General features: G+C 41.7%; 8 protein-coding genes, 2 pseudogenes and 1 CRISPR repeat array (1 of these 11 only partly in view). Of the genes and pseudogenes, 5 read left to right on the forward strand and 5 right to left on the reverse strand.

Features of this window, described 5'->3' with window-relative positions; genetic code table 11:
* Window positions 1-27 precede the first annotated feature (27 nt).
* Window positions 28-873: an Rpn family recombination-promoting nuclease/putative transposase gene (locus VB711_RS04155; RefSeq protein WP_323284464.1), complete on the reverse strand. Its 846-nt coding sequence runs from the start codon at window positions 871-873 to the stop codon at window positions 28-30.
* Between the two features lie 313 nt (window positions 874-1,186).
* Here VB711_RS04155 and gyrA point away from each other — a divergent pair, with 313 nt between their 5' ends.
* A complete protein-coding gene (gyrA, locus tag VB711_RS04160; RefSeq protein WP_323284465.1) occupies window positions 1,187-3,796 on the forward strand; it encodes a DNA gyrase subunit A in 2,610 nt (869 codons plus the stop codon).
* Window positions 3,797-3,842: 46 nt separating this feature from the next.
* On the opposite strand, the gene VB711_RS04165 is transcribed toward gyrA, so the two are convergent.
* Both VB711_RS04165 and VB711_RS04170 read right to left on the reverse strand, forming a co-directional pair.
* Window positions 3,843-4,220 carry a type II toxin-antitoxin system VapC family toxin gene (locus tag VB711_RS04165; protein WP_323284466.1) on the reverse strand — a complete coding sequence of 126 codons (378 nt, stop codon included), beginning with the start codon at window positions 4,218-4,220 and terminating at the stop codon, window positions 3,843-3,845.
* Window positions 4,210-4,434, reverse strand: coding sequence for a hypothetical protein (locus VB711_RS04170; RefSeq protein WP_323284467.1), 225 nt, complete (start codon window positions 4,432-4,434; stop codon window positions 4,210-4,212). The genes VB711_RS04165 and VB711_RS04170 overlap by 11 nt, the downstream gene beginning before the upstream one ends.
* Window positions 4,435-4,750: 316 nt before the next feature.
* Between VB711_RS04170 and lnt the strand changes: the two genes are divergently transcribed.
* Entirely contained in the window at window positions 4,751-6,286 is a 1,536-nt protein-coding gene (gene lnt / locus VB711_RS04175; RefSeq protein WP_323284468.1) for an apolipoprotein N-acyltransferase, read from the forward strand.
* A 222-nt stretch (window positions 6,287-6,508) separates the two neighbouring features.
* Here lnt and csx18 read toward each other — a convergent pair whose 3' ends face one another.
* Entirely contained in the window at window positions 6,509-6,766 is a 258-nt protein-coding gene (csx18, locus tag VB711_RS04180; protein ID WP_323284470.1) for a CRISPR-associated protein Csx18, read from the reverse strand.
* A gap of 108 nt (window positions 6,767-6,874) precedes the next feature.
* Here csx18 and cas1 point away from each other — a divergent pair, with 108 nt between their 5' ends.
* Window positions 6,875-7,885, forward strand: a complete 1,011-nt coding sequence (gene cas1 / locus VB711_RS04185; RefSeq protein WP_323284472.1) for a CRISPR-associated endonuclease Cas1 — start codon at window positions 6,875-6,877, stop codon at window positions 7,883-7,885.
* On the forward strand, window positions 7,882-8,166 hold the full coding sequence (cas2, locus tag VB711_RS04190; protein ID WP_323284473.1) for a CRISPR-associated endonuclease Cas2: 285 nt from the start codon (window positions 7,882-7,884) through the stop codon (window positions 8,164-8,166). Before cas1 ends, cas2 begins: the two co-directional genes overlap by 4 nt.
* Window positions 8,167-8,187: 21 nt before the next feature.
* On the opposite strand, the pseudogene VB711_RS04195 reads toward cas2, so the two are convergent.
* Window positions 8,188-8,313 (reverse strand): annotated as a pseudogene (locus VB711_RS04195) (ISL3 family transposase); the annotation flags it as partial.
* Between VB711_RS04195 and VB711_RS26440 the strand changes: the two are divergent.
* A pseudogene (locus tag VB711_RS26440) lies at window positions 8,309-9,286 on the forward strand (hypothetical protein). The pseudogenes VB711_RS04195 and VB711_RS26440 overlap by 5 nt on opposite strands.
* A gap of 594 nt (window positions 9,287-9,880) precedes the next feature.
* Window positions 9,881-12,932: a CRISPR direct-repeat array (repeat unit 37 nt; unit sequence GTTTTTCATAACCACTTCCCCGCAAGGGGACGGAAAC) (it continues 1,686 nt past the right edge of the window).

Raw genomic sequence — 12,932 nt, forward strand, 5'->3', positions numbered from 1 at the left:
CAGTAAGACTTTATGAAACCGATTAATTTATTTCTCCTTTGTCTTGATATTCTGTTCTTTGAGTATCTGTTTAACTTCTTCTAGGCTGAAATTTAAAGCCTTTGCAATTTGTTCTTTAGTGAAACCTGATTCTATCAAACGGAGAATCAGTTCTAATTTAGCTTTGCGTTCACCTTCTTGTCTACCTTCTTCCCTACCTTCTTCTCTACCTTCTTGTCTACCTTCTTCTTTTGCTTCTTGATAAAATCGGGTTTGCTTCAACTCACTTAATCCAAACATGGCTTCTATCTCCTCCCTATTCATTCGTGGAAACTTGTAAATTAAGATTGTCTCAATAATTTGCAATACTTGTTGTTGCAGTTGAGAATCTACCTCTTGCTTAGTTCTTGTGATTAACTCTCTGGCTTGGGTAATGGCCTTATCTTCCTTAGTAACGATTAATTTTATTGTAGCAAGACCAATGGGTAAAGATGTTATTTCTCCTAATTCATCAAGATAAATAATTCTGACTCGTTGACTGCTGAAAAATTCTTGATAATGCTGAATATCTCTTGTGTCTATACTGCGAGATGGGTAGATAACTACAGCATTCCAGTTATTTTTAGGTTTGTTTTGGCGAATGTAAAGAAATATTTCAGAAAAGAGTCTATCGTAAAGATCATCATCTAATTGAAATTGTACTTCTAAAAAGTAGATAGGGTTATCAATACTTTGGTTAGGTAAGAAAACTCCATCTATTCTAAAGGCTGTTTGTTTGACTTCAATTGATGAAAATTGATAAAGTTCTGCTAGTTGAGGTGAGTTACCAATGAGTTCAAAAAATATGCTGGGTATTTCTTGGAATAACCGATAAAATATGCTGTCTGTTTTCATCTATCTAAGGTTTCTGTAACTCAATAAAATCAATTTATCTATAGCTGTTTTATCATGATAAAAAGCAAATTTAGCAAATATATAAATAGGCATTTAATACATCAAAATTGATGATATTTGTCAAGGATGATCTGATTTAATTTGAGGTTTCTATTTATATTATTTTTTTGATTTGCCACTATTGCCACAAACTAGGACAATATATGTTAGAATTGTAGCAAAATATGGCAGTTATTCAAGATTAATTTGACATAATTTTGTATTTTGTCAACGGACAAGGCTAAAATCTACAATTTTTGGAGTTTTCAAGGTTATGACAACCTCACAGGAGAGGATTATCCCGACGGATTTGCGAAACGAAATGTCGCGGTCTTATCTGGAATACGCCATGAGCGTAATTGTAGGTCGGGCGTTACCAGATGCTAGGGATGGTCTAAAACCTGTGCATCGTCGCATCCTCTATGCTATGCACGAATTGGGACTATTACCAGAACGCCCTTTTAGAAAATGCGCTCGTGTGGTGGGGGAAGTGTTGGGTAAATTTCACCCCCACGGTGACACGGCGGTGTATGATGCTTTGGTGCGGATGGCGCAGGATTTCTCAATGCGATCGCCCTTAATCAACGGTCATGGTAACTTTGGTTCTATAGACAATGACCCCCCTGCGGCTATGCGGTACACTGAGTGTCGTCTGCAAGCCTTAACCAGTGCCTCCCTGCTGCAAGACATCGAATCAGAAACCGTAGATTTTGCCGATAACTTCGATGGTTCTCAACAAGAACCCACCGTTTTACCCTCCCGTATCCCCCAATTATTACTCAATGGTTCTTCTGGGATTGCAGTGGGAATGGCTACCAATATCCCCCCCCACAATTTAGGAGAATTGATTGATGGGTTGGTTGCCCTAATTCACAACCCGGAAATCACGGATATTGAGTTAATGCAATATATCCACGGACCCGATTTCCCTACAGGGGCATTGATTTTAGGAACAGCACCAATTAAAGAAGCTTACACCACCGGACGCGGTTCAATTACCATGCGCGGGGTAGCTAATATTGAAACTATTGAACAAAGGGGTAGACCAGAAAAAGAAGCAATTATCATCACCGAATTACCCTATCAAACCAATAAAGCGGCATTAATTGAAAAAATGGCCGAATTGGTGAACGATAAAAAGATTGATGGGATTTCGGATATTCGAGACGAGAGCGATCGCGATGGCATGAGAATCGTGATAGAATTAAAACGCGATGCCTATCCCCGTGTAGTTCTAAACAACCTCTACAAACAAACCCCCCTCCAAGCCAACTTTGGGGCGAATATGTTGGCCTTGGTGAATGGTGAACCGCAAATCCTCACCCTTAAAACCTTCCTCAGCGTCTTCTTAGATTTCCGAATCGAAACCATTAACCGCCGCACCCGTTACCAACTACGGAAAGCGGAAGAGAGAGATCACCTACTACAAGGTTTATTAATTGCCCTATCACATTTAGACGCAATTATTGTTTTAATTCGTCATGCACCAGACGCACCCACAGCCAAAGGCGAATTAATTGAAACCTACGGACTTTCAGAAGTGCAAGCCGACGCAATCTTACAAATGCAACTGCGACGGTTAACCGCTTTAGAAGCCGATAAAATTCGGTTAGAACACGAAGAATTACAAACCCAAATCGCCGACTTACAAGATATTTTAGGCAGAAGGGAAAGAGTTTTAGAAATCATTGAAACTGAAGTTAGCCAAATTAAAACCAGTTTCGCCACCCCACGACGCACCGCAATCACCCACGCTGAGGGAGAAATTGACGAACGGGACCTAATCGCCAACGAAAAAGCCCTGATTCTCATCACCCAACAAGGTTACATCAAACGGATGCCCGTGAACACCTTTGAAGCCCAAAGCCGCGCCACTAGGGGGAAAGCCGGGGCTAAAGTTAAAGATGATGATGCAATAGAGCATTTCTTAACTTGTTGCGACCACGACAGTATACTATTTTTTAGCGATCGCGGTGTAGTCTACTCCCTCAAAGCCTATCAAATCCCCGTCGGTTCACGCACCAGTCGGGGGACACCCATCGTTCAGATGTTACCCATTCCCAGAGAAGAAAAAATCACTTCCATTGTCCCCGTTGATGAGTTTACCAGTGAAGAATATCTGGTCATGCTCACCAAAGGCGGTAACATCAAAAAGACCGAACTAGCAGCCTTTAGTCATATCCGCGCCAACGGTTTAATCGCTATTTCCCTAGAAGAAGGCGACCAACTGCGCTGGGTACGTCGCGCTAGAGTGGAAGATAGTATCATTGTCGGTTCTCGTCACGGTATGGCTATCCACTTCCGTTGCACCCATGAACAACTGCGACCCCTCGGTAGGGCGACTCGTGGAGTAAAATCCATGAAGTTGAAAAAAGGTGACGAATTGGTAGGAATGGATATTTTACCAGCCGCCATTTTGGAAACTTTGGATACTGGCACAGAAACCGAGGAAATTCTGGAAACCGAAGAAGTGGTGGAAACCGAGGAAATTCTGGAAACAGTGGAAGAAATCGCCGAAGTTCCAGCCACAAGTGTGGGTCCTTGGGTGTTGGTAATTACCGTAGGCGGATATGGAAAACGTGTACCAGTCAGCCAATTCCGACTGCAAAGACGCGCCGGACAAGGTTTAATGGCGACTAAGTTTAAGAACCGCAAAACCAAGGATCAATTAGCAACCTTGCGAATAGTCAACAATGACGAAGAAATCATGATGGCAACCAATCGTGGTATTATTATTCGTCAAGCGGTGAATGCCATTTCCATTCAATCACGGTCAGCTACCGGGGTGAGGGTGCAGCGTCTAGATGAAGATGATGCTATCACCGGAGTGGCAATTGTCCCACCTGATACGGGTGATAATGGTGAGTTGGAAGAAGCGGAATAATGTGATTTGAGGGGCGTGTAATACGCCTCTTTAACGTAAGTAATTACTACCAACTAATTACCGTTAGGGTATTTATCTTGGCAAATTCTTGATCAGAGGTTACTAAACTGGCCGAATTTTGGATTGTTGTTGCAGCAATTACTGCATCAGGCAATTTTAACCGATATTGCTGACGAATTTCAATGATATTCCCAAGCAATACCGCATCAATCGCCGTCAAACCAACAATCTCCACTCGCTGAAGAAACTGTTGAAAAAGTTGGTGATCACTTTCAGTTAGCCCAGAAAATACTAAAAATTCAATCTGACTAATAACTGAAATTCCAATCCAATTAGCATTCTGGAGTAATTGAAGAAGTTGAACATTTCCTTGTAACAGCGCGATGATAGCATTTGTATCTAATACATAACGATTACCACTCATCTCGTAATGTCCTTTGCGTTACCACTGCATCACCTTGCCAAGTCAACCGCCCTGCTAAATCAGAAAAATCATAGTTCAATTTTTGGTCTTTAGATGCTACAACTGGATCAATTACTAAGACAATATTCACCTGTCCTGGATCAAGTTCTGTGGGAATATCAAGGTGTAAATAACCTAGTGAATCTACATTTGTTGTAAGTTGAAGAATTTTCATTTTGGTTTCAATTATTGGTATTCAATTTTATTTTAGCGTTACATTTGGTGAGGTAAAGTGCAATGCTAAACCCCTACGATTAGGCATTTTCAAAAAAATTGATTTTTCCTTCTTTTCTTTTTCTCTGGTTTAAGTAAGGGAGCATTTAAAGCTTACAGCAATTTTCATGTATTTAGACCACACTCTTGATTTCTCTCCGCGCCTCTGCGTCTCTGCGTGAGACAAAAAAAATGTGGTTTATTTACCCGAAAATCCCTGTAATATAAACTAAACAGCGATCGCTAATTCTTAGTTAACCATAAATTTCCGATCAATAATGAAGTATTTGAAAACTAAATTATTTACCCCTTTTCTTTTTTATACTTTATCTCTCATCAGTGGTATGTTGATGGGGGCGACAGTTGCCCCTGTTGGTGCTTGGTTTTTAGCTTGGGTTGCTCTTGCTCCTCTGTGGGTGTTGGTAGTTAAAAATATACCTGAAAAAAAGAAAATATTCCTAGCTTTCACTTGGGCGATCGCTTTCCATGGTACAGCACTTTGCTGGATAACTGGCATTCATCCGATGAATTGGTTGGGTGTTCCCTGGTGGCCAAGTTTAGCAATTACTCTATTTTGTTGGGCATTTATCAGCCTTTGGGGAGGAATATTAGTCTCCACCTGGGCATTTTTAATGGTCAAATTAGACAGACAAAATCCAGGTTTGCGGGTTTTGATTGGCACGGTTTTATGGTGTAGTTTAGAAAGTCTTTGGAGTATGGGTCCCCTGTGGTGGAGTTCCCTTTCCTATACCCAATCACCGCACAACTTGATTATTTTACACTTGGGACAACTTTCGGGACCAACTACAATTACAGCCGTGATAGTTGCCTGTAATGGTTTGATTGCCGAACTTTGGATGAATCGGAAAGAAATAAAATTTTTATGGGTGGCTACAGTAATATTAATTAGTTCTCATCTAATTGGTTTAGTTTTATATACAATCCCCCTAACTCAACTACCAGCAGATGCTTTAAAAATCGGCATCATTCAAGGTAACATTTCCAATGAAATCAAACTCCGTCCAGAAGGTTTGGGTCGTGCAATTACAGGTTACACCGACGGTTACATAAAATTAGCCAATCAAGGAGTTGCAGGAGTATTGACTCCCGAAGGTGCTTTACCTGTATTTCAGCGCAACCTAAAAAACACACCCTTATTAACCGCAGTCCGAGAAAAAGGGGTAGTTGTTTGGATAGGTGCTTTTGGTGAAAAAGGCAACAGCTACACCAACAGTTTATTTAATATTACTGGCAATGGAGAAATTACCAGCCGTTACGACAAATCTAAGTTAGTCCCATTAGGTGAGTATATCCCCTTTGAAGGAATTTTAGGCGGTTTAATTCAACGCTTGTCACCACTGAACGAACATCAAATTCCCGGTTCAGCAAATCAAGTTTTTAATACTCCTTTTGGTAAAGCTATTGTTGGTATATGTTATGAATCAGCCTTTTCCGAAATCTTTCGTTATCAAGCTGCTAAAGGAGGAGAATTTATTCTCAGTTTGTCTAATGATGCCCATTACACCTCAGCCATGTTAACCCAGCACCATGCCCAGGATATCATGAGAGCAGTAGAAACCGATAGATGGGCAGTGAGGGCGACAAATACGGGATATTCAGCCTTTGTTGATCCTCATGGTAGAACCCTGTGGATATCAGGACATAATACCTACGAAACCCACGCAGAAACCATTTATCGCCGTCAAACGCAGACTTTATATGTGCGTTGGGGTGATTGGTTGATGCCTCTGTTGTTCGGTTTGGGTGTGTTAGGTTGGTTGTCTGAATCAGGATATCCAGGATTAAAGGATTAACAGGATATGATCTTTTTTCCCTTAATCCCTGCTTTTGTCTGAATCAGGATATCCAGGATTAAAGGATTAACAGGATATGATCTTTTTTCCCTTAATCCCTGCTTTTGATCAATAGACTTCTTGCAAAAGTCGTGATTTTCAAATTCTTCTTTGCGCCTTTGCGCATTTGCGTGAGCTTTTCAAGAATATTTTTGGCGACACCAAAGTATTTATGCAAGAGGTCTAATCTTGATGGTATGTATCTATTTTATAGCGATCGCTCTCTCTATCTGAATAAGCATCACTAATTAATCCTAACAAAGCGCGATCGCTAACCCAGCCTACCATTAAACTACTCAAAAATACCGCCAGAGTACAAATAATCACAGCCAACAACCCCAAAGGCGCAATAATCAGCACAATCCAAGTAACACCCCCGTTAGCTACAGCCACAGACAAAGTACGATATCTCACGATTTTTTTGGCTAAAGACTGAGACATAATTCCAAATTCCCCCTTTTTTAGATAAATTTATTATTGCACTTGTATAGAAGAGGGATATTCTAGCATCCAGCCAAAATGGGAAGGGAAAACTGGCATTAATCAACAATGACCACACTATATTTAACCGAACCAGGGACAATCATTCGTTATCGCAACGAAAATCTGATCATCATCAAACAAGAAAAATCCCAAACCTGTCGTTTAGTCGAAATCACCTTAATTGTAGTTTTACCAGGTGTCCAATTAACAGATGTAGTCATAGCCCAACTACTTGATAAAGGCATTGAAACCATCTTTTTAAGGCAAGACGGGCAATTTCGCGGTAGACTGCAAGGACAATTTGCCAGTAATCCTACCCTACGACTAGCCCAATATCGCACCATTGAAACTACCTTTGGTTTAGCCTTAGCCCAAAAGTTGGTAATTGGTAAAATTCGCAATCAGCGTGTATTATTACAACGTCGCAACCGAGCCACAAAGGGACAAATCACCGAATTAACTGAAGCCATAGATTTAATTAGCGCCTATTCCTCCCGTTTAATCAACACGACCACACCATTTAACCGTGATGAACTGATGGGAATTGAGGGGATTTGCGCCCGTACCTATTACCAAGGTTTACGTCACTGGTTTCCCTCAGAATGGAATTTTAGCGGTCGTAACCGTCGTCCTCCTCTTGATCCGGTCAATGCGTTGTTAAGTTGGGGTTATGGCGTATTATTGGCGCGGGTATTTTCTGCCTCTGTCCAAGCCGGTCTTGACCCATATTTAGGTTTTTTCCACGCCATAGAACCCTATCGTCCCAATTTGGTTTTAGATCTAATGGAAGAATTTCGCCCTGTGGTAGTAGACCAAGCGGTGATTTCCATTATTCAATCTGATATCTTGGGAACTGAAGATTTTGAAGCTTCTCCCAATGGGGAGGGAATTTGGTTGGGAACAATGGCGAAAAAGTTATTTTTGGGGGAGTTGGAACGACGACTGCGTACACCGGTTTTATATCCTGCACAAAATCGGCGTTTGACATTGAACCAAATTTTATTGGAACAAGCGCGGAGTGTAGGAAGGACTTTGGTGAAGTTGGAATTGGAGTATGAGGCGTTTGTAATTAAATGACAAAATTATGGTTGGTTTGCTATGACGTGTCAAATGATAAACGTCGGACTAAGTTGGCGAAGTTGATAGAACAGCGTTGTCAACGGGTGCAATATTCGGTTTTTGAGTGTCCGTTAGATGATCAAGATTTGAATTATCAGTTAGAAAAGCGTTGGTTGCCGGTTCTCAAGCTTAGTGAAGATAATCTCCGGGTTTATCCTTTAGATCAGGTGGCTAAGGAGAAGACTAGGGTTTATGGAAGTGAACCACCCTATCAACCGCCAGATTATTTAATTTTGTAAAGATGAATATTACCTGAGTTCGACAATTTCACCAAACCATCTAGTCATTGTCCCTATACTTTTAGGAAAATACGAAAGTCCATCATGCATCCAATCTAATAAATTTATTATGTTTTCACCCCAAGGCTTAGTAGATTCAAATATGTCTATAGAACAAAAATTGACAGATATCCAACAAATACCTAAAAGCAACACAACAACAACCATCAAGCCTGGTTATCAACCGCAAGCAGCCGACACCAACATCGACGCAGATATCTACCTGTTTACCCGATTACGCCAACTGGCGCTCAAGCAAAGGGTGGAAATGTACGCAGCCCATGAGCGTGGGGTCAAGAAACTGAGCCTAGCTGGGATAAAAATGCGGCATCCACAGGCATCGCTTTTAGAAATGCGCCAGCACTTTACCCGTGCTGTTTTAGGTGATAAATTTCCAGAAGGGTTTCAACCAACAGGAGGTGATGAAAAAATTTGGATTCAAGATTCCATTGCCCTCGCAGGCGAACTCCATACCTTTCTTAATGCAGTTAATATACCCTACTACGTCAGTGGCGACGTAGCTAGTTCAATTCATGGAGAGCCACGTTCCACCCGCGATTTAGATTTAGTCATCTCTGTGCAAACCAACCAAATTGACTTATTGGTAACAACACTAGAAACTGCGCTCTACTATTGTCCAGCCGGAGCGGTTGCAGACCTAAAGCAGGGGCGAGAAAGGATGCTCAACATCACCCATACCGAAACTATCGCCAATGCGGACAACGCTAACTAATAAGACCGTTGAACGTTAACCATTGACAACATCACCCATACCGAAACTATCGCCAATGCGGACTTATACGTCATGGACAATTCACCCTTTGCGTCCTCGCAAATGTCCCGTCGGACGTTACTTGATATCGAGGGAATGCCGTCCTTTTGGGTGATTTCCCCAGAAGACCTAGTGCTGCAAAAGCTGTTATGGGGAAGGAGCAGTCAATCAGAAAAACAATGGCGTGACGTGTTGGGAATACTCAAACTGCAAGCCGAAAATCTCGACTACGGCTACCTTGCTGACTGGGCAGAACAATTAGCACTGGTTGAAGTTTTGAGTCAGGCTTTAACCCAGGCTGGTATCTAGTGATGAATTGCCTCCAACACTTCATTAATGTGCGCTTCGGCCAGCTTGTTTTCTATGTACCAATAATTGTACTAATTCCATTGTCCATTTTTCCTTTTTCAAACAACTACTTTATTTTCAAATCTTTGGTGTAATTTTGAGAATGATTAGTAATATTATTAATTTTCAATAAGTAGAGATTATTGACAATTAATAAAAACTTTATTTAATCCTGAAACTCTTGTTATTCAACACTTGTAGGTTATTTTCTTACGTCGAACTCAGGTGAATATTTGCACTTTTGGGGGGAATGTGCCAAAAAAATACTTTAACGGTGCGGTTTTGAGTGTTTGTAACGGATTGTGAAAATGGGCAAAAATGCGTCGCAGTGAGCTACAAGTTTTAATTCAAGTTAATATTTGGTAATTGGCAGAAAAGGTTATATTTTTGGGTTGACATCTTGGAGTTTTGCTTTTATCATCTCTATAGAGTGCAAATTTTGCTAAAATAATTTTTGATCAAGTACACCTGCGATTTATATTACATACTGTTAACCGTATGCGTGTGCATCCGTACCTTGAAAACTAAATATAGTAACGTTTCCAAATATCTAGGGTTTTTCATAACCACTTCCCCGCAAGGGGACGGAAACAAGGAATATCTGGAGACGTGTCTGACGGTGGGAATAACGTTTTTCATAACCACTTCCCCGCAAGGGGACGGAAACGCCAGAATTAGGAAGGATTCTGGACAATGAATTAGACCCGTGTTTTTCATAACCACTTCCCCGCAAGGGGACGGAAACCAGAGGCTATATCTCCACCTCTTTTAAGTGCTTCTGCCATGTTTTTCATAACCACTTCCCCGCAAGGGGACGGAAACCTGTCTTCTATGTCTTCAAGCTCCCAACCTACCCCTTCTACGTTTTTCATAACCACTTCCCCGCAAGGGGACGGAAACCTGGGATGCTTTAGAAGATTGCTTAAGAAACTTAAAAGTTTTTCATAACCACTTCCCCGCAAGGGGACGGAAACCTACCTTTAGGCGATCGCTCACTGAGATTACACTAGATGCGTTTTTCATAACCACTTCCCCGCAAGGGGACGGAAACTCTTGCCGTGGGAATATGGATAATTTATGGTGCGATAGTAGGGTTTTTCATAACCACTTCCCCGCAAGGGGACGGAAACCTGATTTTCATCAAGAGTTCGCCTAAGTGGTTTTCGCCTATGTTTTTCATAACCACTTCCCCGCAAGGGGACGGAAACTAATTGTCTGGTAATGCAACATTTTCAAAACCAGAGTTATAAAGTTTTTCATAACCACTTCCCCGCAAGGGGACGGAAACTGGGATTAGGGTTAAGTGTTGGGTAAGTAGTGGAGGAAGTTTTTCATAACCACTTCCCCGCAAGGGGACGGAAACTTACGACCTAATTCTAACGCTACGGACTGATATCCCTTAGCTAAGTTTTTCATAACCACTTCCCCGCAAGGGGACGGAAACGGGACGAGGGACGCGACTTGCCGTACATCCTGCCCGGTTTTTCATAACCACTTCCCCGCAAGGGGACGGAAACTCCCATATAGGAACACTCTCTGTTGATTGTATCTAAAGAAAAGTTTTTCATAACCACTTCCCCGCAAGGGGACGGAAACGGTGTTTTGTTATGGATTGCTATATACAAGTTGGTTAACTCGTTTTTCATAACCACTTCCCCGCAAGGGGACGGAAACGGATTTCAGATACCTTAATGATTGGCTGAAAGATACCAGAGTTTTTCATAACCACTTCCCCGCAAGGGGACGGAAACGCTAAAAAAGTTAAGTCAGCTAACAAAGTTAATGTTTTTCATAACCACTTCCCCGCAAGGGGACGGAAACTTTTAGTAACCACTCTTGCCAAGCTTCAATACCGTTTTTCATAACCACTTCCCCGCAAGGGGACGGAAACAGAAGTAGTATTCTCTTAACTATATTCCCTACGCCGTTTTTCATAACCACTTCCCCGCAAGGGGACGGAAACTCTTACTGTAAATTGCGTAGTAGCTGACTCTGGTGAAAGTTTTTCATAACCACTTCCCCGCAAGGGGACGGAAACTTTAAAGTCTGATGGGTAAAAAGGTAGTTGATGTCTAGCGTTTTTCATAACCACTTCCCCGCAAGGGGACGGAAACTGGGCGACCGCAGAGTTTGCGGCAATCTGCTTTTCGAGTTTTTCATAACCACTTCCCCGCAAGGGGACGGAAACTCAGGAAGCACTAGACCAAAGGGTAGCTAATGTTAAGGTAGAAGTTTTTCATAACCACTTCCCCGCAAGGGGACGGAAACCATCTACAGATTTGTAGAATGTGACAGTTTGTTCCTCACAGGGTTTTTCATAACCACTTCCCCGCAAGGGGACGGAAACGTTGCCTAGTTTATATAACCTCTTGTTAGTAAACTAGGTGTTTTTCATAACCACTTCCCCGCAAGGGGACGGAAACCTAGTTATTTGAAACTCTGGCAAGTTAGTAGTATAGTAATGTTTTTCATAACCACTTCCCCGCAAGGGGACGGAAACTACTTGTCTGGGATATCTTACATCAATTCTGTAGACTAAAGTTTTTCATAACCACTTCCCCGCAAGGGGACGGAAACAATCTATTTTGTATGCTGTATTGACACTCATCCCATAGCGTTTTTCATAACCACTTCCCCGCAAGGGGACGGAAACATCTAATGTTTCTCCTTCTTTGATAGAGATAGCATTAAGTGTAGTTTTTCATAACCACTTCCCCGCAAGGGGACGGAAACGAAATCTTTAGTAACCCCCATACTTTCAATTGATGAGTTTTTCATAACCACTTCCCCGCAAGGGGACGGAAACATGAATACAAGAATGCTTGTGAAATCTGTAATAACTATCCAGAGTTTTTCATAACCACTTCCCCGCAAGGGGACGGAAACCTAAGGCTGCTTCAGGGGAGTTAGCTTTAACAATGTAGGAGTTTTTCATAACCACTTCCCCGCAAGGGGACGGAAACTTGATAGTAATTCTGTAGTCATTTTCTTTTTTTTAATAACAACCGTTTTTCATAACCACTTCCCCGCAAGGGGACGGAAACGTAACCAAGGGGAGAGATTACTTCTTTTACAAAAGGTTTTTCATAACCACTTCCCCGCAAGGGGACGGAAACCTATCTCTTTGTTAAAGATAACTTCTCCAGACTTGTCCTTGAGTTTTTCATAACCACTTCCCCGCAAGGGGACGGAAACGTAATGATAGTGTAGTTCATTTAAACTATCTCTCTAAGTTTTTCATAACCACTTCCCCGCAAGGGGACGGAAACAAAGAAAGTTTATGGGTTGAGAGTAAAGTATACTAAAGAGTTTTTCATAACCACTTCCCCGCAAGGGGACGGAAACTTACTATTTCTGTACTCTTCTGAACTAATTTTAACTGGTTTTTCATAACCACTTCCCCGCAAGGGGACGGAAACTTCATCTACAGTAGTAGGTTTAACTTTAGCTACTTCAGAGTTTTTCATAACCACTTCCCCGCAAGGGGACGGAAACATAACTACTTTACCTACAGCTTCTTCAGGTAAAGGGTCACAACGTTTTTCATAACCACTTCCCCGCAAGGGGACGGAAACATAAATGGTATTGAAAACAGCAATGCTTGTCT

The sequence above is a fragment of the Cronbergia sp. UHCC 0137 genome (genome assembly GCF_034932285.1).
GTDB lineage: Bacteria > Cyanobacteriota > Cyanobacteriia > Cyanobacteriales > Nostocaceae > Cronbergia.

Bases quoted from the DNA above. Each gene is read 5' to 3' on its own strand.
- VB711_RS04155 (WP_323284464.1), bottom strand. From the start codon at position 873: ATGAAAACAGACAGCATATTTTATCGGTTATTCCAAGAAATACCCAGC.
- VB711_RS04165 (WP_323284466.1), bottom strand. From the start codon at position 4,220: ATGAGTGGTAATCGTTATGTATTAGATACAAATGCTATCATCGCGCTG.
- gyrA (WP_323284465.1), top strand. From the start codon at position 1,187: ATGACAACCTCACAGGAGAGGATTATCCCGACGGATTTGCGAAACGAA.
- lnt (WP_323284468.1), top strand. From the start codon at position 4,751: ATGAAGTATTTGAAAACTAAATTATTTACCCCTTTTCTTTTTTATACT.
- csx18 (WP_323284470.1), bottom strand. From the start codon at position 6,766: ATGTCTCAGTCTTTAGCCAAAAAAATCGTGAGATATCGTACTTTGTCT.
- cas1 (WP_323284472.1), top strand. From the start codon at position 6,875: ATGACCACACTATATTTAACCGAACCAGGGACAATCATTCGTTATCGC.
- VB711_RS04170 (WP_323284467.1), bottom strand. From the start codon at position 4,434: ATGAAAATTCTTCAACTTACAACAAATGTAGATTCACTAGGTTATTTA.
- cas2 (WP_323284473.1), top strand. From the start codon at position 7,882: ATGACAAAATTATGGTTGGTTTGCTATGACGTGTCAAATGATAAACGT.